Below are 20174 nucleotides of genomic sequence, written 5' to 3'. Positions count from 1 at the left end.
GGGGCTTGGCACGCCCATCTGCGGCGTTGTCGTCGGTTGTCGACGCTCCGCGTCGACGCCCTCCTCCGCCTTGCAGCTGGACGCCCCAGGCCCCGCTCACCAGCGCCGATGAGGCACCGTCCGATTCCTGCGATCTGATGCGCCGGACAGGCCCTAGCTCACGCGACCCGGCGGACCACGTACGCCGCACCGTGGTCCGCCGGCTCCTCGCCGACGTACTCCTGCCCGCGCATCTCGCACCACGCCGGGATGTCCAGGCGGGCCGCCTCGTCGTCGGACAGCACCCGGACCGTGCCGCCCACCGGCACGTCCCCGATGACCTTCGCCAGCTCGATGACCGGGATCGGGCAGCGCTTGCCCAGCGAGTCGACTACCACCTCGTCCGCCCGTACCGCCGCCGCCGCGGGCACCGGCGCACCGAGCTTCTCCCGCACCCCCGCCACCAGGTCAGGCAGCGCCGACAGGAACCGCTCCACGTCCTCCCCGGGCGTACCCGGCGGCAGCGACACCCGCACGTTGCCCTCGCTCAGCACCCCCATCGCCCTCAGCACATGGCTGGGCGTCAGCGTGCTGCTCGTGCACGACGAGCCCGAGGAGACGGAGAAGCCGCTCCGGTCCAGCTCGTGGAGCAGGGTCTCCCCGTCGACATAGAGACACGAGAACGTGACGATCCCGGGCAGTCGCCGCTCCGGATCGCCCACCACCTCCACGTCCGGCACCGACTGAGCCACCCGCTCGCGGATCCGCCGCGTCAGCTCCCGCAGCCGTACCGTCTCACGGTCGGCCTCCGCCCGCACCGCCCGCAGTGAGGCGGCCGCGGCCACGATCGCCGGGATGTTCTCGAAGCCCGCCGCCCGCCCCGACTCCCGTTCGTCCACGGGGCCCCGCGGCGCGAACCGCACCCCCTTGCGCACCACCAGCAGCCCGACCCCGGACGGGCCGCCCCACTTGTGGGCGCTGGCCGTCAGCAACGACCAGTCGCCCTCGACCCGCCCCCAGCCCAGCGACTGCGCCGCGTCCACCAGCAACGGCACGCCCGCCGCCCGGCACACCTCGGCCACCTCGGCCACCGGCTGCAGGGTCCCGACCTCGTGGTTGGCCGACTGCAGACAGGCGAGCGCGGTGTCGGGCCGCAGAACGGTCTCGTAGGCTTCCGCGGTCACCGCCCCCGTACGTCCCACCGGTACCCGCGTCACCGACCCGCCGTCCGCCTCGAACGCCTCCGCCGAATGAAGGACCGAGGAGTGTTCGACGGATGACACGATCAGGTGGCGCCCGACCCGCCGCCGCCCCGCCAGCGCCCCCGCGATCCCGCTGTGCACGGCCCGGGTCCCGGAGGAGGTGAACGCCAGTTCGTCCACCCGGCACCCCACGGCCTCCGCGGCCGCCTCCCGAGCGGCGTCCAGCAGCATCCGGGCCCGCCGCCCCTCCCGGTACAACCGAGCGGGATCGGCCCACCCCTCATCCAGGGCAGCGAGCAACGCCTGCCGGGCAACGGGATGCAGAGGAGCGGAGGATGCGGCATCGAAATAGGGCATACGCAAACGCTATGACGCCCCCTGGCGCAGCGCCCCAAAGGGGCGCGGGACTGTGTCGACATGCGGCTCCGCCGCGTGGGCGCGACCAGCCACAAAACCCGCAGCCGCCAAACAAGCTAACCCCTCCCCCCACTAGGCACCCCTCCCGCAACCCGCCGGGAGGCGTCCAGTAGGGTTTGGTCCGCATAAACATCAAACCCCTGCCCGACGCAGGGCGGCGACCGACCAGCGAGAAGGCCGCAGCCAACAGCGCGGGCGAGACTCTCGGGAAGGCGCTACGTGAGTCCCAACGGCTCCGACCGCTCGCCGCGGCGCCCGATGCGGCGGAAGCTGCTGCAGGCAATGACCGCGGGCCTGGTCCTGGCGACCGCGACCGGTTGCACATACAAGGACTTCCCCCGCCTTGGTATGCCCACCCCGACCACGGAAGAGGCTCCGCGGATCCTCTCCCTGTGGCAGGGCTCCTGGGCTGCCGCGCTCGCCGTCGGCGTGCTGGTGTGGGGCCTGATCCTGTGGAGCGCCATGTTCCACCGGCGCAGCCGCACCAAGGTCGAGGTACCTCCGCAGACCCGGTACAACATGCCCATCGAGGCGCTGTACACGGTGGTCCCGATCATCATCATCTCGGTCCTCTTCTACTTCACGGCCCGGGACGAGTCGAAGCTCCTGGATCTCTCCAAGAAGCCCGACGTCACGATCAACGTCGTCGGCTTCCAGTGGAGCTGGGGCTTCAACTACATCGAGAACGTTCCCGGTTCCACCGGCAACGCGAAGACCGACCCGCAGCTGAACGCGATCCCGGACCGGTACAAGAACGCCTTCCCGGCGAACGCCGGCGGTGTCTACGACGTCGGTACGCCGGGCACCCGCAATCAGCAGACCGGCAACCCGGGTCCGACGCTGTGGCTGCCCAAGGGCAAGACGGTCCGCTTCGTCCTGACCTCGCGTGACGTCATCCACTCCTTCTGGGTGCTGCCGTTCCTGATGAAGCAGGACGTCATCCCGGGTCACACCAACGCCTTCCAGGTGACTCCCAACGCGTACGGCACCTTCAGGGGCAAGTGCGCCGAGCTCTGCGGCGTCGACCACTCCCGGATGCTGTTCAACGTGAAGGTCGTCTCCCCGGCAGCGTATGAGCAGCACCTCAAGGACCTCGTCAAGAAGGGGCAGACCGGTTACATTCCCGCCGGCATCGCGCAGACGAGCCACGAGAAGAACCGGGAGACGAACAACCTGTGAGCATCCTCAACGAACCCCAGGGTGCCGCGGCGGCTGACTCTTACGAGAACGAGCTGCCGGTCAGGCGCAAGCAGCCCGGCAATGTCGTGGTGAAGTGGCTGACGACCACCGACCACAAGACGATCGGGACGCTCTACCTCGTCACGTCGTTCGCGTTCTTCCTGATCGGCGGCGTGATGGCACTGCTCATGCGTGCCGAGCTGGCCCGTCCGGGCCTGCAGATCATGTCGAACGAGCAGTTCAACCAGGCGTTCACGATGCACGGCACGATCATGCTGCTGATGTTCGCGACGCCGCTGTTCGCCGGCTTCACGAACTGGATCATGCCGCTGCAGATCGGCGCTCCGGACGTGGCCTTCCCCCGGCTGAACATGTTCGCCTACTGGCTGTACCTGTTCGGCTCGCTGATCGCGGTGGCCGGCTTCCTCACCCCGCAGGGTGCGGCCGACTTCGGCTGGTTCGCCTACGCCCCGCTGTCGGACGCCATCCGCAGCCCCGGCATCGGCGCCGACATGTGGATCATGGGTCTGGCCTTCTCCGGCTTCGGCACGATCCTCGGCTCGGTCAACTTCATCACCACGATCATCTGCATGCGTGCCCCGGGCATGACCATGTTCCGCATGCCGATCTTCACCTGGAACGTGCTGCTGACCGGTGTCCTGGTCCTGCTGGCCTTCCCGGTCCTGGCCGCCGCGCTGTTCGCCCTGGAGGCCGACCGCAAGTTCGGCGCCCACGTCTTCGACGCCGCCAACGGCGGATCACTCCTGTGGCAACACCTCTTCTGGTTCTTCGGCCATCCAGAGGTGTACATCATCGCGCTACCGTTCTTCGGCATCATCTCCGAGGTCATCCCGGTCTTCTCCCGCAAGCCGATGTTCGGCTACATGGGCCTGATCGCCGCGACCATCTCGATCGCCGGTCTGTCCGTGACGGTGTGGGCGCACCACATGTACGTCACCGGTGGCGTGCTCCTGCCGTTCTTCTCCTTCATGACCTTCCTGATCGCGGTCCCGACCGGTGTGAAGTTCTTCAACTGGATCGGCACCATGTGGAAGGGCTCGCTGAGTTTCGAGACCCCGATGCTCTGGGCGACCGGCTTCCTGATCACCTTCACGTTCGGTGGTCTGACCGGCGTCATCCTGGCCTCGCCGCCGATGGACTTCCACGTCTCGGACTCGTACTTCGTGGTGGCGCACTTCCACTACGTCGTCTTCGGCACCGTCGTGTTCGCGATGTTCTCCGGCTTCCACTTCTGGTGGCCGAAGTTCACCGGCAAGATGCTGGACGAGCGCCTCGGCAAGATCACCTTCTGGACGCTGTTCGTCGGCTTCCACGGCACCTTCCTGGTCCAGCACTGGCTGGGTGCCGAGGGCATGCCGCGCCGTTACGCGGACTACCTGGCCGCCGACGGCTTCACCGCGCTGAACACGGTGTCGACGATCAGCTCGTTCGTGCTCGGCCTGTCGATCCTGCCGTTCCTCTACAACGTGTGGAAGACGGCCAAGTACGGCAAGCCGGTCGGCGTGGACGACCCGTGGGGCTACGGCCGCTCGCTCGAGTGGGCGACGTCCTGCCCGCCGCCGCGGCACAACTTCCTCACCCTGCCGCGGATCCGCAGCGAATCCCCGGCGTTCGACCTGCACCACCCCGAGATCGCCGCTCTTGAGCAGCTCGAGCACGCCGGTCACGGCAGCGGCAGCGCCATCGCGGGCAGCAAGGAGGCCGGCAAGTGAAGATCCAGGGCCGGATGTTCATCTGGCTGAGCTTCTTCATCCTGATCATGGCCGTCGTGTACGGCGTGTGGTCGAAGGAGCCGGCCGGCACCACGGCGCTCTTCCTGGCCTTCGGCCTGAGCATCATGATCGGCTTCTACCTGAGCTTCACCGCTCAGCGGGTCGACGCGGGTGCCCAGGACAACAAGGAGGCCGACGTCGCGGACGACGCGGGGGAGCTGGGCTTCTTCAGCCCGCACAGCTGGCAGCCGCTCGCCCTCGGCACCGGTGGGGCGATCGCCTTCCTCGGTGTCGCGGTCGGCTGGTGGCTGATCTACTTCGCGGCACCGATCATCCTGGTCGGCCTGTTCGGCTGGGTGTTCGAGTACTACCGCGGTGAGAACCGCACCCAGTAGTACGTACATGCTGTAGCAGCGCCGAGCGCACCGGGAGCCCGGACACTCCGTCAGGAGGTCCGGGCTCCCCCCTTTGCCGTACGGCCCTTCCCCCGTAGGGGTCACTCAGCGCGCCGGGGCTGACGACGCTCCTTAGCGTGAGCTCATGAGCACCTCTGCGCACACCCGCACCGTCATCAGCTGCGCCCTGCTGGTGGCCGCCCTCGGCGCGGGCGTCACCGCCTGCGGATCACATGGCAGCCCCCTGGCGGACGAGCCGTACGACGCGGCGGACCAGATCTCCTTCAACGGCCTCCCCGACGACGGCAAGAAGGCCGACCCGGACAAGCCCATCGAGGTCACCGCACAGGGCGACGGGCGCATCACGGACGTCACCGCCGTGGACGCCACGGGACGCCATGTGGCGGGCGAGCTCGCCGCTGACGGCAGCCGCTGGCACAGCACCGCCCCGCTGGCCGCCAACGCTCACTACACGGTGCGGGTCAGCACGGAGGACGAGGACGGGGCCCCCGGCCGCCGCACCGTCACCTTCGACACCAGCCAGCCGAAGATCACCAAGCGCCTGGGCGTCACCTTCGGGCCCGGCTCGGGCGTGTTCGGGGTCGGCCAGCCCATCACGGCGAAGCTGAACCAGGAGATCAAGGACAAGGCCCAGCGGGCCGTCGTCGAGCGCGCCCTGAGGGTCGACTCCTTCCCGGCCGTGGTCGGCTCCTGGTACTGGGTGGACGGCAAGGAACTCCACTACCGCCCCAGGGAGTACTGGCCCGCGCACGCCACCGTCCAGGTGCACAGCAACCTGGACGGCGTGAGGATCAGCGACCGCCTCTGGGGCGGCACCGCCAAGCCCCTGAAGATCACCACCGGCGACCGGATCGAAGCCGTCACGGACGCGTCATCGCACCAGATGACCGTCTACAAGAACGGAGCGGTGATCAACGAGATCCCCGTCACCACCGGAAAGCCCGGCTTCGAGACCCGCAACGGCGTCAAGGTCGTCCTGGAGAAGCAGAGTTTCGTACGCATGCGCGGCACCACCGTCGGCATCGCGGAGGGCAGCTCCGACTCCTACGACCTGCCGGTCTACTACGCGACCCGCGTCACCTGGTCCGGCGAGTACGTGCACGCCGCCCCCTGGTCCGTCGGCTCCCAGGGCTCCGCGAACGTCAGCCACGGCTGCACCGGTATGAGCACGTCCAACGCCGAATGGTTCTTCGACACCATCCATCAGGGTGACATCGTCAAGGTTGTCAACTCCAACGGCGACCCGATGGAACCGTTCGGCAACGGTTTCGGCGACTGGAACGTCGACTGGAACAAGTGGCGCACCGGCAGCGCGCTGGCGAACGGCACGCCGGACGCGGCCGAGCCCCAGGTCGCGCCACGCCTCCAGCCGGCGGCCGTGTAGGACCCCTGAGGGGCGCGGGGGAACCCGCGCCCCGGGTGCCCTACGCGCTCAGCAGCCGCTTCTTCTGCAGCAGGGAAGTGAGGGCGGCGGCGAACTCCACCGGGTCCACCGGCAGCGTCACGGCCGCGTCGGCCCGGCTCCAGGTGGCCAGCCAGGCGTCCTGGGGCCGCCCGATCAGCAGCAGCACCGGAGGGCAGTCGAAGATCTCGTCCTTGATCTGCCGGCACATCCCCATGCCCCCCATGGGCACGGCCTCGCCGTCCAGGACGCAGACGTCGATCCCGCCCCTGTCCAGCTCCCGCAGGACGGCACCGGGGGTCGCGCACTCCACGAACTCCACCACAGGCGCGTCCGGAGCCGGCCGGCGTCCGGTGGCCAGCCGCACCTGCTCGCGGGTGCCCGAGTCGTCGCTGTAGACCAGCACCGTTGCGGTCGGCTGCATAGTTCCTCCGATACACAGGGACGTACACCGTCGTACGAACAGGACCGATGCGGCGGATGCTACCCCCTTGCGCACCCTGTCAACACAGGGCCGGACAGGACTCGCGAGAACCGTTCGGTGAGCCGTCCGGCCCCCGCGCGGGCTGCGAACACTCCGAACGGCACCCCCGGGGGTGAGGGCGGGATAAGCGACCGACATAATGTCGGTCGTGGCGACAGCAACGACAGTAGAAACCGGGCACGCGCACCCGTCGGTCAACCGGCCGAACCTCACCAGCGTCGGAACCATCATCTGGCTGAGTTCCGAGCTGATGTTCTTCGCGGCCCTCTTCGCGATGTACTTCACCCTGCGATCGGTGACGGGTCCGGCGCACTGGAAGGAGATGGCCTCCAGCCTGAACCTTCCGTTCTCGGCGACGAACACCACGATCCTGGTGCTCTCCTCCCTCACCTGCCAGCTCGGCGTCTTCGCGGCCGAGCGCGGTGATGTGAAGAAGCTCCGGGGCTGGTTCATCGTCACCTTCATCATGGGTGCGATCTTCATCGGCGGCCAGATCTTCGAGTACACCGAGCTGGTGAAGAAGGACGGGCTCTCGCTCTCCTCCGACCCGTACGGTTCGGTGTTCTACCTGACCACCGGCTTCCACGGCATGCACGTGACGGGAGGTCTGATCGCGTTCCTGCTGGTCCTCGGCCGCACCTACGCGGCGAAGAGGTTCACGCACGAGCAGGCGACCGCCGCGATCGTCGTGTCCTACTACTGGCACTTCGTCGATGTCGTCTGGATCGGCCTCTTCGCCACGATCTATTTGATCAAGTAGCCGGGACCGCTCCCGAACCTCACCGAAGCATCGACGCAGAAGATCCTGACACCGGGGTAATCCGTGAAAAAGCTCTCCGCACGACGACGCCATCCGCTGGCGGCAGTCGTCGTCCTACTCTTCGCGCTGGCGGCCACTGGGGGGCTGTACGCCGCGTTCGCGCCTGCGAGCAAGGCGCAGGCCGATGAGTCCTCCCAGTCCCTGACCATCGAAGAGGGCAAGAAGCTCTACGAGGTCGGTTGCGCCAGCTGCCACGGCACCGGTGGCCAGGGCTCCTCGGACGGGCCGAGCCTCGTGGGCGTGGGCGCCGCGGCCGTCGACTTCCAGGTCAGCACCGGCCGTATGCCGGCCGCCACCTCGCAGGGCGCGCAGGTCCCGAAGAAGAAGAACATCTACACCCAGGCCCAGATCGACCAGCTCGCGGCGTACATCTCGTCGCTGGGTGCCGGTCCGAACGTCCCGACCAAGTCGCAGTACGACCCGAGCGACGGGGACATCGCCAAGGGCGGCGAGCTGTTCCGCACCAACTGCGCACAGTGCCACAACTTCACCGGCAAGGGTGGTGCGCTCACCAAGGGCAAGTTCGCCCCGTCCCTGGAGGGTGTCGCCCCGAAGCACATCTACGAGGCCATGCAGACCGGCCCGCAGAACATGCCGTCCTTCCCCGACACCACGCTGACGGAGAAGAACAAGAAGGACATCATCGCGTACCTGCACGCGGTCAACGGCGATGAGACGGTGAACCCCGGCGGTCTGGAACTGGGCGGCCTCGGGCCGGTCAGCGAGGGCCTGTTCGCGTGGATCTTCGGTCTCGGCGTGCTTGTCGCAGTCGCCGTCTGGGTCGCCGCTCGGACCGCAAAGGCCAAGAAGTCATGAGTAGCCAAGACATTCCAGAAGAGAACCTGCCCGCCGAGCAGGACACCACGCACGGCGCCGTGGGCGTAGCGGACGAGCAGAACCCGTTCGCCGACCCGGGGCTGCCCCCGCACGAGCACCGGATCCAGGACATCGACGAGCGGGCCGCCAAGCGGTCCGAGCGCGTCGTCGCCCTGCTGTTCACGGTCTCGATGCTGGCCACCATCGGCTTCATCGCGTCCTACGTGACGATCCCGGCCGACAAGAACATCTTCGTGTTCCCGATCGGGCACATCAGCGCGCTCAACTTCGCGCTGGGCCTGTGTCTCGGCACGGCGCTGTTCTGCATCGGCGCGGGCGCGGTCCACTGGGCCCGCACCCTGATGTCCGACGTCGAGGTCGCCGACGAGCGTCACCCGATCGAGGCCTCGCCCGAGGTCCGGGCGAAGGTTCACGCGGACTTCAAGCAGGGCGCCAAGGAGTCGGTGATCGGCCGCCGCAAGCTGATCCGCAACACGATGCTCGGCGCGCTCACCCTGGTGCCGCTCTCCGGTGTCGTCCTGCTGCGCGACCTCGGTCCGCTGCCCCAGACCAAGCTCCGCCACACGCTGTGGTCCAAGGGCAAGCTGCTGGTCAACATGAACACCAACCAGCCGCTGCGTCCCGAGGACGTGCAGGTCGGTTCGCTCACCTTCGCCAAGCCCGAGGGCCTGGAGGAGGCGCAGGAGGATTTCCAGAACGAGATCGCCAAGGCGGCCCTGATGATCATCCGGCTCCAGCCGGACAACATCAAGGACAAGCGCGAGCTCGAGTGGTCGCACGAGGGCATCGTCGCGTACTCGAAGATCTGCACCCACGTCGGTTGCCCGATCTCCCTGTACGAGCAGCAGACGCACCACGTGCTGTGCCCGTGCCACCAGTCCACCTTCGACCTCTCCGACGGTGCCCGAGTGATCTTCGGCCCCGCCGGTCACGCCCTGCCCCAGCTCCGCATCGGCGTGAACGACGAGGGCTACCTCCAGGCGCTCGGCGACTTCGAGGAGCCCGTCGGTCCTGCATTCTGGGAGCGCGGATGAGTACTGCAGCCAACGACCAGACCCGCCCCCGCGGGAAGGCACCGGCCGGCGAGCGCGTCGCCGACTGGGCCGACGGCCGGCTCGGGATCTACTCCCTGGCCAAGGCCAACATGCGCAAGATCTTCCCCGACCACTGGTCGTTCATGTTGGGTGAGGTCTGCCTCTACAGCTTCATCATCATCATCCTCACGGGTGTGTACCTGACGCTGTTCTTCCACCCGTCGATGAACGAGGTGGAGTACCACGGCAGCTACGTCCCGCTGCAGGGACAGCTGATGAGTGAGGCGTTCAGCTCGACCCTGCACATCTCCTTCGACGTGCGCGGTGGTCTGCTCGTCCGGCAGATCCACCACTGGGCCGCGCTGATCTTCCTCGCCGGCATGTTCGTGCACATGATGCGCGTGTTCTTCACCGGCGCGTTCCGCAAGCCGCGTGAGATCAACTGGCTGTTCGGCTTCCTGCTGTTCGTCCTGGGCATGTTCACCGGCTTCACCGGTTACTCGCTCCCGGACGACCTGCTGTCCGGCACGGGTGTGCGCTTCACCGAGGGCGCGATCCTGTCCATGCCGATCGTCGGCACGTACATCTCGTTCTTCCTCTTCGGCGGCGAGTTCCCCGGCCACGACTTCGTGGCCCGGTTCTACTCGATCCACATCCTGCTGCTGCCGGGCATCATGCTCGGCCTGGTCGTGGGCCACCTGATCCTGGTCTTCTACCACAAGCACACGCAGTTCGCGGGCCCCGGCAAGACGAACAACAACGTCGTCGGCATGCCGCTGCTGCCGGTCTACATGGCCAAGGCCGGAGGCTTCTTCTTCCTGGTCTTCGGCATCATCGCGGCCATCGCGGCGGTCGCCCAGATCAACCCGATCTGGGCCATGGGCCCCTACCGCCCGGACCAGGTGTCCACCGGCGCCCAGCCCGACTGGTACATGGGCTTCGCCGAGGGTCTGGTCCGCTACATGCCCGGCTGGGAGATCAACTTCTGGGGTCACACGCTCGTCCTGGGCGTGTTCATCCCGCTGGTCCTCTTCGGCCTGGTGCTGGCGGCGATCGCGGTCTACCCGTTCATCGAGTCCTGGGTCACCGGCGACAAGAGCGAGCACCACATCCTGGACCGCCCGCGCAACGCCCCCACGCGCACCGGTTTCGGTGTCGCCTGGGTGACGGTGTACATGATCGGTCTGGTCGGCGGCGGCAACGACCTGTGGGCCACGCACTTCCACCTGTCGATCAACGCCGTCACCTGGTTCGTCCGGATCGGCTTCTTCGTCGGACCGGTCGTCGCGTTCATCGTCACCAAGCGGATCTGCCTCGGACTGCAGCGCCGCGACCGCGACAAGGTGCTGCACGGCCGGGAGACCGGCATCATCAAGCGCCTGCCGCACGGTGAGTTCATCGAGGTCCACGAGCCGCTCAGCCAGGAGCAGCTGCACACCCTCACGGCCCACCACCAGTACGAGCCGGCCCAGATCGGCCCCGCCGTCGACGAGAACGGCGTCGAGCGGAAGATCAAGGGCGGCGAGAAGCTGCGCGCCAAGCTCAGCAACGCCTACTACGGCGAGGACAACCAGATCCCGAAGCCGACCGTCGAGGAGTACAAGGAGATCACGAGCGGCCACGGCCACCACTGATCGCTGCGCACGCCACGCCACGCGCGAAGGGCCCCGTCCGGTGTTCGGACGGGGCCCTTCGCCATGCCCCCGGCTGGATAGGGTGGGGTCACACCCTGCTACGACCGATCAGGAGCGGCTATGAGCGCTGTGACCCCCGCTGGAGGCGACACCGCGGCGGGCCGTTCCTGGCCCGAGGTACTGAACGCCCTGCTGTACGGCCGTGACCAGAGCGCCGACGCGACGGCCTGGGCGATGGACCAGATCATGCGCGGCGAGGCGACCGACGCGCAGATCGCCGGCTTCGTGGTGGCGCTGCGCGCCAAGGGCGAGACCGTCGAGGAGATCACCGGCGTGGTCCGGGCGATGTACGAGCACGCCAACGTGATCGAGGTGTCGGGCCGCACGGTCGACATCGTCGGCACCGGTGGCGACGGCGCGAAGACGGTGAACATCTCCACGATGTCGGCGCTCGTGGTGGCCGGAACGGGCGCGAAGGTCGTCAAACACGGCAACCGGGCCGCCTCGTCGGCCTCGGGCTCGTCCGACGTACTGGAGAAGCTGGGCGTCAATCTGGACCTGACGCCACAGCGGGTGGCCGAGGTCGCGGAGGAGGCGGGCATCACCTTCTGCTTCGCGGTGAAGTTCCACCCGGCGCTGCGCCATGTGGCCGCCGCCCGCGGCCAGTTGGGCATCCGGACGGTCTTCAACGCACTCGGGCCGCTGACCAACCCGGCGAAGGTGAAGGCGCAGGCGGTCGGCGTCGCCGACCCCCGCCTGGCGCCGATGATCGCGGGCGTCCTGGCCGGACGCGGCAACTCCTCGCTCGTCTTCCGCGGCGACGACGGCCTCGACGAGCTGACCACGACGTCCACCTCCCACGTCTGGGTGGTCAGGGACGGCAAGGTCACCGAGGAGACCTTCGACCCGCGGGACGTCGGCATCGAGCTGGTGCCGGTGGAGGCGCTGCGCGGCGGTGACCCGTCGTACAACGCCGACGTGGCGCTGCGCCTGCTCGACGGCGAGACGGGCCCCGTCCGCGACGCCGTCCTGCTCAACTCGGCGGCGGCGCTGGTGGCCCTGGACCCGACGCGGGAACCGCTGGCCGAGCAGTTGCGTGCCGGGATGCGCAAGGCGGCCGAGTCGATCGACTCGGGATCGGCCAGGCGGACCCTCGACCGCTGGGTGGCGGCGAGCAACGAGTAACGCCGGGCAGCCGCGGGAGTACAGTGAAACCGTGACAAAGCGGTCCCGCGGCCGCTCCGTCTCGGCGTGGGGTGCCCGGGAACACGGGCCGCAAGGAGCTAGGCATGATCCACTCAGCCGATATCCGCGAGTGGCGCAACCGCGACGTGATCGATCCCAGGGGCCGCAAGATCGGCGCCCTGGAAGCGGTCTACGTGGACACCACCACCGACACGCCTGCCATGGTCACCGTCCGCACCGGACTGCCGACCCGGCACCGGCTCGTCTTCGTCCCCCTCGACGAGGCGACCCTCGGACCCGGGTACGTGAAGGTGGCCCACCCCAGGGGGCAGGTGAAGAAGGCACCGTCCATCGGCATGGACGACGTCCTGCCGGTCGAGCGGGAGCACGAGATCTACGAACACTACGACAGGCCCTACGAGGCCGCTGCCGAACGCGGGCGCCGTCTCGCGCGCGGCTGACCGACCCGTCGGAGGATGTGGTCACCCATGGCGCTCTTCCTGTTCCTGATCCTCGTGGCGATCATCCTGGGACTCATCGGCGTGGCGGCGCACGGGCTGTTCTGGCTCCTGGTCATCGGCGCGGTCATCCTGGTGGCCGACCTGGTGCTGTTCGGCGTCCGCTGGTCCCGGCACCACGGACACCACGCCGTGCGGTGAACCCGGCCCAAGGACCGCCGTCCCGCCATCCGGACACGAGTTGCGGACGGTGATCAGCCCACGTACTTTCTCTGACCAGGTCATGAGTGACAGTCATTCGGCCCCGGCCGACTGTCCGGCAACCCTCCGTCCGTGGCGGGGTGCCCCGGGTGAAGACCAGGCCGTAGGCAGCGAGGTCTACGGCAAGCGCGGACCCCTCGCACACCAGGGGTCCTGGTCGACGAGGGAGCCTTCCGTGAGCAAGCGAATGCGCTAGGGCGTCGAGCCCCGCCTCCGCATCCCCCTTTTCACCTCATCCGTGCTTGAGCGCCGTCCGCTCGTGCGGTGAGTTCCGCCTGCCTTCACGGGAGTACACCCATGTCCGTCTCCGCCGTTGCCGCCGACCAGTCCGTCTGTGCCCCGCTGCCCGTTCTGGGCCGTGATGTCACCGTTCCGCTCGTCACGGGTGGCGAGGTCACCTACGCCGCGCTCGACTACGCGGCCAGCGCCCCCGCGCTCCAGCGGGTCTGGGACGACGTGGCCGCGTACGCCCCGTACTACGGCAGCGTGCACCGGGGCGCCGGATACCTCTCGCAGCTCTCCACGGACCTCTTCGAGAACGCCCGGAAGACCGTCGCCGACTTCCTCGGCTGCCGGGCGGACGACCAGGTCGTCTTCACCCGGTCGACCACGGACTCGCTGAACCTCCTGGCCCGCGCGCTCCCCGCCGACTGCCAGGTCTTCGTCTTCGAGACCGAGCACCACGCCTCCCTGCTGCCCTGGCAGGACGCACGGGTCACCTACCTCGACGCCCCCCGCAGCCCGCGGCAGGCCGTCGACACGCTGGAGCGGGCCCTCGCCGAGCGCACTGTGTCGATCGAAGGGGGCTACGGCCCGGCCCTGGTCTGCGTCACCGGCGCCTCCAACGTCACCGGCGAACTGTGGCCGGTCCGCGAGCTGGCCGCCGCCGCCCACGCGCACGGCGCCCGGATCGTCCTGGACGCCGCCCAGCTCGCCCCGCACCACCCGGTGAGCCTCAGGGAGCTGGACGTCGACTGGGTCGCCTTCTCCGGGCACAAGCTGTACGCCCCGTTCGGCTCCGGTGTGCTGGCCGGCCGCGCCGACTGGCTGCGCGCGGCCGAGCCGTACCTCGCGGGCGGCGGCGCCAGCCGCAAGGTCACCCGGCGTGACGACGGGGGAGTGGACGTGGAGTGGCACGACAGCGCGGCCCGCCACGAGGCCGGCTCCCCGAACGTCATCGGCGCCTACTCCATCGCCTCGGCCTGCAAGGCGCTCGACGAGGCGGGCTTCGACGCCCTGGTCGCCCGCGAGCAGCACCTGATCGCGAAGGTCCGCGCGGGCCTCGCCGAGATCCCGGAAGTCCGGGTCCTGTCCCTCTTCGGCGACGACGCCCCGCGCGTCGGCGTCATCTCGTTCGTCGTCGAGGGCTGGAACAGCTCCCACTTCGCCGCCGCGCTCTCCGCCGAGTACGGCATCGGCGTCCGCGACGGCCTGTTCTGCGCCCACCCCCTCGTCCGCACCCTGCTGGGCAGCGACCCGCAGACACAGGGCGAGTGCGGCGCCCCCGAGGCCGCGCCCGGCGAGAAGTCCCTCAACGCCATCCGCGTCAGCTTCGGCGCGGGAACGCCGGACGAGCACGTGGAGCGGTTCGTGAACGCGGTGAGGGAACTCGTCCGGGACGGCGCCAAGTGGCGCTACCGCACCGAGGACGGCCGCTGCGTCCCGGCGGTGTGACCACCGCGGCCATCACGGCTGTACCTCGCCCAGGCCCGCGGACGTGCGGCTCACCACGCCCGCGGGCGGCGCCGGCTCGGAATCCGTCCTTCAGTGACGCACCCCAGGTCTCCGCGGGCCGCCCACCTCCGTGGTGGTCAGCAGCCGCCGCATCCACGAGCCCCGGCCACCGGCATCGCGGCGGCCGGCCTGGGCGCCTGGCGCCGGACCGGCCGGACAGGCCTCAGTTGTCCAGCCCGATCGCGAACGCCGCCTCCAGGTCGTGCTGGGAGTAGGTGCGGAAGGCCACGTGCGTGTCGGTGGCCTCCACGCCGGGGATCTTGCTGATCCGGCCGGGGATGACGTCCGCCAGGTCCTCGTGCTGCCGCACCCGGACCATGGCGATCAGGTCGTAGGTGCCGGTGACCGAGAAGACCTCGCTGACGCTGTCCAGCGAGGCGATCCGCTCCGCGATCTCGGGGATCCGGTCCACGCTGGTCTTGATGAGCACGATCGCGGTGATCACGGCTGGTTCTCTCCCTCGGGGGCCTGGGCTGGGGCGGCCTCAACTCTAGGGCAGCCCCTGTTCACCCGCCCGAACAGCATCCACGCGACGACGAAGCCCAGGCCGAAGCCCACCAGGTGCGCCAGGTAGGCCACACCCGGTCCCTGGGGGGCGCGGCCCGCCGCCAGCCACTGCAGGGCCGCCCAGAAGGGCAGGACCACCCAGGCGGGGAAGCGCAGCGGAAGGAAGAACAGGAAGGGGAGGAGACTGGTGACGCGGGCGCCGGGGAACAGGTAGAGGAACGCGCCGAGGACCGCCGAGATCGCCCCGGAGGCCCCCACCAGGGACTGTTCGGAGGCGGCGTTGGCGGCGGCGTAGCCGAGCAGCGCCAGATAGCCGCAGCCGACGTAGAACAGGGTGAACTGCACGCGGCCCATCCGTTCCTCGGTCATCGCCCCGAAGACGTAGAGGAAGAGCATGTTGCCCAGCAGATGCACCCAGCTGCCGTGCACGAACAGCGCCGTGGCCGGGGTGAGGGCGGTCCGGGCCGGGCCGTCGAACAGCTCGGCGGGGATCACGCCCCAGCGCCGGAAGTAGGCCCGCTGGGCGGCGAGCAGGGCGTCGCCGGAGCCGTAGGCCGGATTGAGCCCGCCCGCCGGACCCAGCAGGAACAGCAGACAGCACAGGACGATCAGGGCGTACGTCATCGGCGTCGACTTGCTGATCATGGCTACAGAGCATGACGTAACGGGACGCAAGTGCAGGAACCGCCTCGCCGCCGTGGACGGACGGGCGGCGAGTTGCCGCCAGGCCGTAGGGTTACGAGCCACACGCGTCGCGGAGACGATGTGTCACGGACCACGGACACTAGAAGGAAGCGAACAGTCACGATGCCGGTTCCCCTGCCGACCGCCGAGACCCGGTGGCGCTGCACCCTCTGCGGCAACCTCACCCGTTTCGACGTGACCCGCTCGTCGAAGGTCGTCGAGTACGTCCACCTCGACCTCGCCGGTGAGCCGAAGGTCGAGGAGCGGGAGGTGGTCAGTGAGACCATCGAGTCGGTGCGCTGCCGCTGGTGCAACGCGGTGGACCAGGTGGAACTCGTGGACAGGCCGGGCGCCGACTCCTAATCGGAGCGATGCACACGTAATGGGGTGTGACGGATGGTGGAGACCACGGGCGGGGGGCCGGGCGACGGCACCGCCGAGGTGCTTGACCGTCCGCTGCCCGACGGCGTGCGGCGGCGGGTCGTGCAGATCGTCTCGGACGGCTTCGGCGGGCTGACGGTCGCCGAACTGCCCGCACAGCTAAGGCAGTACGCCCGTTTCACCCCAAGTCGCCGTGCGAAGTTCGCTGGCAACGCGATGGCGGCGGCGCTGGAGACCGACCCGCTGTTCCGGCAGCGCATCGGCGAGAAACTCAGAGAGGCCCAGCCGGAACTGACCGGCGCCCTCGACTCCGGCTCCCCGCCTCCGGCCGCGGACCCGCTCGACGTGGCGGCCGCGGCCTACGTACTGCGCCCCACGGGCTGGGTGAAGCTGGTGGCCGCGGCCGGCGAGGAGGCCCAGCGGGCGGACGCCGAACGCGCCGACGAGGAGAGCCGCGCCGAGCTGGAGCGGCTGCGCGAGGAACTCGACCGGGCCCGCGAGCAGACCCGGGCCGAGACCGAGCGGCTGCGCGCCGAGCTGGACGCGGCCAGGAAGGAAGCGGAATCGCTTCACCGCAAGCTCCGCGCCGCCCTCAGCGACGTCAAGCGCGGTGAGGCGGCCCTGCGCAGGGTGCAGGGCGACATCGAGGCCGTACGCGCCGAGGGGCAGGCCCAGGTGTCCGCCGCGGAGAGCGAGACCCGGCGGCTCAAGTCCCGCCTGGGCGAGGCCGAGGCCGCGCTGGAGGCCACGCGCAGAGCAGCGCGCGAGGGGCGCAGTGTCGAGGACATGCGCGTCCGGCTGCTCCTTGACACCCTTCTGGACGCGACGCAGGGGCTGCGCCGTGAACTGGCCCTGCCGCCGGTCTCGGTGCGGCCGGCGGAGACGGTCGACGCGGTCGAACCGGGACGGATGACCCCGAAGGACATCGCCGCGCGGGCGTTGTCCGAGAACGACCCCGCGATCCTCGACCAGCTCCTCGCCCTGCCGCAGGCGCACCTGGTGGTCGACGGTTACAACGTCACCAAGACCGGCTATCCGCAGATGCCGCTGGAGAAGCAGCGGCTGCGGCTGCTCGGCCAGCTCTCCCAGCTCGCCGCCCAGACCGGCGCCGAGGTGACGTGCGTCTTCGACGGGGCCGAACTGGCCGCGCCGGTGCTGCTCGCCCCGCCGCGCGGGGTGCGCGTGCTGTTCTCCAAGCCGGGCGTCACCGCCGACGAGCTCATCCGCCAGCTCGTGCGCGCCGAGCCGCCGGGCCGCCCGGTCATCGTCGCCTCGACCGACCGCGAGGTGGCCGACGGGGTCGCCAGGGCGGGGGCGCGTCCGGTGGCTTCTGCGGTGCTTCTCAAGCGCCTGTCCTGAAAACGGCAACGTAGAGGTTTAATGCCCGAATTGGCGGTTCTGTCACGCAACGTAGTGTCAACCGCGCATCACTCCTTGTGGGTTGAGTGCAAAGAATGCATTGCGTGACGAGGTTTTTTGGTGTGAGGATTTGATCTGATCACAAGAGGGTCACTAGGGTCTGGGCTCGAACCTCCGAGCGGGTGATCACTCACAAGAAGGAGTTCGCCTGTCGTGGCGTCCCACCGTCGACCCAAGCAGCCCAGTCGCACGCGCGTCACCGTGCTGACCACCGCGGCAGCCGCCGCCGTCGCGTTCAGCGCGAACGCCGCCAACGCCGCGCCCAGCGCGAAGCTGAGCAAGACCGAGGTCAAGGCGAAGGTCGACAAGCTCTACGAGGAGGCGGAGCAGGCCTCCGAGAAGTACGACGGGGCCAAGGAGAAGCAGGAGAAGCTCCAGAAGGAGATCTCCACCATCCAGGACAACGTCGCCCGCGGCCAGCAGGACCTCAACAAGCTCCGCGACGGCCTCGGTTCGATGGCCACCGCGCAGTACCGCTCCGGCGGCATCGACCCCTCGGTCCAGCTCTTCCTGTCCTCCAACCCGGACGACTACCTCGACAAGGCCTCCACCCTCGACCAGTTGAGCAGTCAGCAGGTCGAGGCCCTGAGGGAGATTCAGGACAAACAGCGCGAACTCGCCCAGGAGCGCGCCGAGGCCACCGAGAAGCTCAAGGACCTCGCCTCCACCCGCACCGCACTGGGCAAGAAGAAGCAGGAAGTCCAGGACAAGCTCGCCGAGGCGCGGAAGCTGTACAACACGCTGACCGCCAAGGAGAAGGCGGCCCTCGCCGCCGAGCAGAACCGCGCCAGCCGCTCCTCCACCGAGCGCGTCAACCTCGGTGACGCCCCGGCCGGCTCCAGCCGCGCGGCCGCGGCCTTCGCCGCCGCCCAGACCAGGATCGGCTCCCCCTACCAGTGGGGCGCCACCGGTCCGTCCACCTTCGACTGCTCGGGCCTGACCTCCTGGGCCTACGCCCAGGCCGGAGTCTCCATCCCGCGCACCTCCGAGGCGCAGGCCAACGCCGGTACGCGCATCTACAACCAGTCGGACCTCAAGGTCGGCGACCTCATCATCTTCTTCGGCGACTATCACCACGTCGGTCTGTACGCGGGCAACGGCCAGGTGCTGCACGCCCCGCACACCGGTGCCGTGGTGCGCTACGAGGCGATGAGCAACATGACGTTCGAGTTCGGCGTCCGCATCTCCTGACCCCGCGGGTGCGCCCGAACGGGCGATTCGCGACAACCCAAAACTGACTCCACGCCCCGCCGGTGACCTGCGTCAGCGGCGGGGCGTCGGGGTGTCGGGCCCCCGACCTCCTTGGACGCTGCGTGTCCGCGCGGCTACTGTCTGCCGAGCTCTGTCAGCTCTGCCAGACATTCGCCAGCGGAAGGAGTGCGGCTTCCCGTGGGGTCCCATCGCCGTCTTGCACCGTCCGGGTTCGACCGGGGCGCCGGCGCCGCCCTGAGCGTGTTGTCCGTCGCGACCGCCGCGCTCGGCGCCGTACCGTCGAGTGCCGCGCCGCACGGGGACACCCGCGCCGAGGTGGACCGGCTCTACCGGGAGGCCGAGCAGGCGACCGAGGCCTACGACAAGGCCGACGAGCGCACCGACAGACTGCGCGAGGAGGTCGGTGACGCCCGGGACAGGATCGCCCGGCAGCAGCAGCGCATCAACACCATGCGGGACTCGCTCGGTGCGGTCGCCGGCGCCCAGTACCGCTCCGGCGGCCTCGCCCCGGCCGTCGCCCTGCTGCTCTCCGACGACCCGGACGACTATCTCGACCGGGCCACCACGCTCGACCGGATCGGTGCCCGCCAGTCCGACCGGCTCACCCGGCTTCAGTCGGCGATGCGCGAACTCTCCCGGGAACGCGCCAGGACCGCGGGGAAACTCGCCGAACTGGAGAAGAGCCGCAAGGAGGTGGCCGCCCGCAAGCGGGCCGTGGAGAAGAAGCTCGCCCGGGCCCGGCAGCTGCTCAACTCCCTGCCCGCCGCCGAGCGCGCCGCCTATGTACGGGCCTCCCGCTCGGGCCGCGGCGGCATCTCCGAACTCTTCGGTGCCACCGCCCCGAACGCCCGCGCCGCAGCGGCCGTCGCCGCCGCCCGCTCCGCCCTCGGCCGCCCCTACGTCTGGGGAGCCAACGGCCCCTCGGCCTTCGACTGTTCGGGCCTGACCCAGTGGGCGTACGCACAGGCGGGCGTCCATCTGCCGCGCACCTCGCAGGAGCAGCGGTACGCCGGCCGGCAGGTCCCCCTCTCCCAGGCCCGGCCCGGCGACCTGGTCGTCTACCGTTCCGACGCCGGTCATGTCGGCATGTACGCGGGCAACGGCCAGGTGATCCACGCGCCCTATCCCGGCGCCCCGGTGCGCTACGACCCGGTCGGGATGATGCCGATCTCCTCGGTCACCCGGCCCTGACTTTC

The 20174-nt window shown here is 69.3% G+C and carries 20 protein-coding genes and 1 riboswitch; of the genes, 16 read left to right on the top strand and 4 right to left on the bottom strand.

The window, feature by feature from the left end; genetic code table 11:
- Positions 1–158: 158 nt before the first annotated feature.
- Positions 159–1538 (bottom strand): cysteine desulfurase/sulfurtransferase TusA family protein, encoded by a 1380-nt coding sequence (locus ACFYZQ_RS01625; RefSeq protein WP_389140477.1) that lies wholly within the window; start codon positions 1536–1538, stop codon positions 159–161.
- A 279-nt stretch (positions 1539–1817) separates the two neighbouring features.
- On the opposite strand from ACFYZQ_RS01625, the gene coxB reads away from it, so the two are divergent.
- The 4 genes from coxB (at position 1818) to ACFYZQ_RS01605 (ending at position 6310) form a co-directional block, all read left to right on the top strand.
- Positions 1818–2777 carry a cytochrome c oxidase subunit II gene (gene coxB, locus ACFYZQ_RS01620; protein ID WP_389140475.1) on the top strand — a complete coding sequence of 320 codons (960 nt, stop codon included), beginning with the start codon at positions 1818–1820 and terminating at the stop codon, positions 2775–2777.
- Entirely contained in the window at positions 2774–4510 is a 1737-nt protein-coding gene (ctaD, locus tag ACFYZQ_RS01615) for a cytochrome c oxidase subunit I (protein WP_388788399.1), read from the top strand. The genes coxB and ctaD overlap by 4 nt, the downstream gene beginning before the upstream one ends.
- Positions 4507–4905 (top strand): cytochrome c oxidase subunit 4, encoded by a 399-nt coding sequence (locus ACFYZQ_RS01610; RefSeq protein ID WP_389140473.1) that lies wholly within the window; start codon positions 4507–4509, stop codon positions 4903–4905. Before ctaD ends, ACFYZQ_RS01610 begins: the two co-directional genes overlap by 4 nt.
- A gap of 145 nt (positions 4906–5050) precedes the next feature.
- Positions 5051–6310 (top strand): Ig-like domain-containing protein, encoded by a 1260-nt coding sequence (locus tag ACFYZQ_RS01605; RefSeq protein ID WP_389140471.1) that lies wholly within the window; start codon positions 5051–5053, stop codon positions 6308–6310.
- A gap of 40 nt (positions 6311–6350) precedes the next feature.
- On the opposite strand, the gene ACFYZQ_RS01600 is transcribed toward ACFYZQ_RS01605, so the two are convergent.
- Positions 6351–6752, bottom strand: coding sequence for a hypothetical protein (locus ACFYZQ_RS01600; protein WP_389140469.1), 402 nt, complete (start codon positions 6750–6752; stop codon positions 6351–6353).
- Positions 6753–6951: 199 nt separating this feature from the next.
- On the opposite strand from ACFYZQ_RS01600, the gene ACFYZQ_RS01595 reads away from it, so the two are divergent.
- From ACFYZQ_RS01595 to ACFYZQ_RS01560, 8 genes are all read left to right on the top strand, one after another.
- The gene (locus ACFYZQ_RS01595) at positions 6952–7572 is read left to right on the top strand and encodes a heme-copper oxidase subunit III (protein WP_389140467.1); all 621 of its coding nucleotides are present in this window, start codon (positions 6952–6954) and stop codon (positions 7570–7572) included.
- Between the two features lie 63 nt (positions 7573–7635).
- The gene (locus tag ACFYZQ_RS01590) at positions 7636–8448 is read left to right on the top strand and encodes a c-type cytochrome (RefSeq protein WP_389140465.1); all 813 of its coding nucleotides are present in this window, start codon (positions 7636–7638) and stop codon (positions 8446–8448) included.
- Complete coding sequence (locus ACFYZQ_RS01585) at positions 8445–9503, top strand: Rieske 2Fe-2S domain-containing protein (protein ID WP_389140463.1); 1059 nt, start codon at positions 8445–8447, stop codon at positions 9501–9503. The genes ACFYZQ_RS01590 and ACFYZQ_RS01585 overlap by 4 nt, the downstream gene beginning before the upstream one ends.
- On the top strand, positions 9500–11137 hold the full coding sequence (locus ACFYZQ_RS01580; protein WP_389140461.1) for a cytochrome bc complex cytochrome b subunit: 1638 nt from the start codon (positions 9500–9502) through the stop codon (positions 11135–11137). The genes ACFYZQ_RS01585 and ACFYZQ_RS01580 overlap by 4 nt, the downstream gene beginning before the upstream one ends.
- Before the next feature lie 120 nt (positions 11138–11257).
- Positions 11258–12322, top strand: a complete 1065-nt coding sequence (trpD, locus tag ACFYZQ_RS01575) for an anthranilate phosphoribosyltransferase (protein ID WP_389140459.1) — start codon at positions 11258–11260, stop codon at positions 12320–12322.
- Positions 12323–12426: 104 nt separating this feature from the next.
- Complete coding sequence (locus ACFYZQ_RS01570) at positions 12427–12783, top strand: PRC-barrel domain-containing protein (RefSeq protein ID WP_388788425.1); 357 nt, start codon at positions 12427–12429, stop codon at positions 12781–12783.
- A 27-nt stretch (positions 12784–12810) separates the two neighbouring features.
- Positions 12811–12981, top strand: a complete 171-nt coding sequence (locus ACFYZQ_RS01565) for a hypothetical protein (RefSeq protein WP_389140457.1) — start codon at positions 12811–12813, stop codon at positions 12979–12981.
- Positions 12982–13059: 78 nt separating this feature from the next.
- A riboswitch (SAM riboswitch) is annotated at positions 13060–13176 on the top strand.
- Positions 13177–13338: 162 nt separating this feature from the next.
- Positions 13339–14715, top strand: a complete 1377-nt coding sequence (locus ACFYZQ_RS01560; protein WP_389140455.1) for an aminotransferase class V-fold PLP-dependent enzyme — start codon at positions 13339–13341, stop codon at positions 14713–14715.
- Between the two features lie 223 nt (positions 14716–14938).
- On the opposite strand, the gene ACFYZQ_RS01555 is transcribed toward ACFYZQ_RS01560, so the two are convergent.
- Both ACFYZQ_RS01555 and ACFYZQ_RS01550 read right to left on the bottom strand, forming a co-directional pair.
- Positions 14939–15220 (bottom strand): Lrp/AsnC family transcriptional regulator, encoded by a 282-nt coding sequence (locus ACFYZQ_RS01555; RefSeq protein ID WP_389140453.1) that lies wholly within the window; start codon positions 15218–15220, stop codon positions 14939–14941.
- Entirely contained in the window at positions 15217–15927 is a 711-nt protein-coding gene (locus ACFYZQ_RS01550) for a rhomboid family intramembrane serine protease (RefSeq protein ID WP_389140451.1), read from the bottom strand. Before ACFYZQ_RS01550 ends, ACFYZQ_RS01555 begins: the two co-directional genes overlap by 4 nt.
- 162 nt (positions 15928–16089) lie before the next feature.
- On the opposite strand from ACFYZQ_RS01550, the gene ACFYZQ_RS01545 reads away from it, so the two are divergent.
- From ACFYZQ_RS01545 to ACFYZQ_RS01530, 4 genes are all read left to right on the top strand, one after another.
- Entirely contained in the window at positions 16090–16329 is a 240-nt protein-coding gene (locus ACFYZQ_RS01545; protein WP_389140449.1) for a hypothetical protein, read from the top strand.
- A gap of 33 nt (positions 16330–16362) precedes the next feature.
- Positions 16363–17706 (top strand): NYN domain-containing protein, encoded by a 1344-nt coding sequence (locus ACFYZQ_RS01540; protein ID WP_389140447.1) that lies wholly within the window; start codon positions 16363–16365, stop codon positions 17704–17706.
- 213 nt (positions 17707–17919) lie between these two features.
- Positions 17920–18957 carry an NlpC/P60 family protein gene (locus ACFYZQ_RS01535; RefSeq protein WP_389140445.1) on the top strand — a complete coding sequence of 346 codons (1038 nt, stop codon included), beginning with the start codon at positions 17920–17922 and terminating at the stop codon, positions 18955–18957.
- Between the two features lie 198 nt (positions 18958–19155).
- Entirely contained in the window at positions 19156–20169 is a 1014-nt protein-coding gene (locus ACFYZQ_RS01530; RefSeq protein ID WP_389140443.1) for an NlpC/P60 family protein, read from the top strand.
- The last annotated feature ends 5 nt before the right edge of the window (positions 20170–20174 follow it).

Source organism: Streptomyces sp. NPDC001843, from assembly GCF_042891955.1.
Lineage (GTDB): Bacteria > Actinomycetota > Actinomycetes > Streptomycetales > Streptomycetaceae > Streptomyces.
This window is presented reverse-complemented; position numbering and strand designations above follow the sequence as displayed.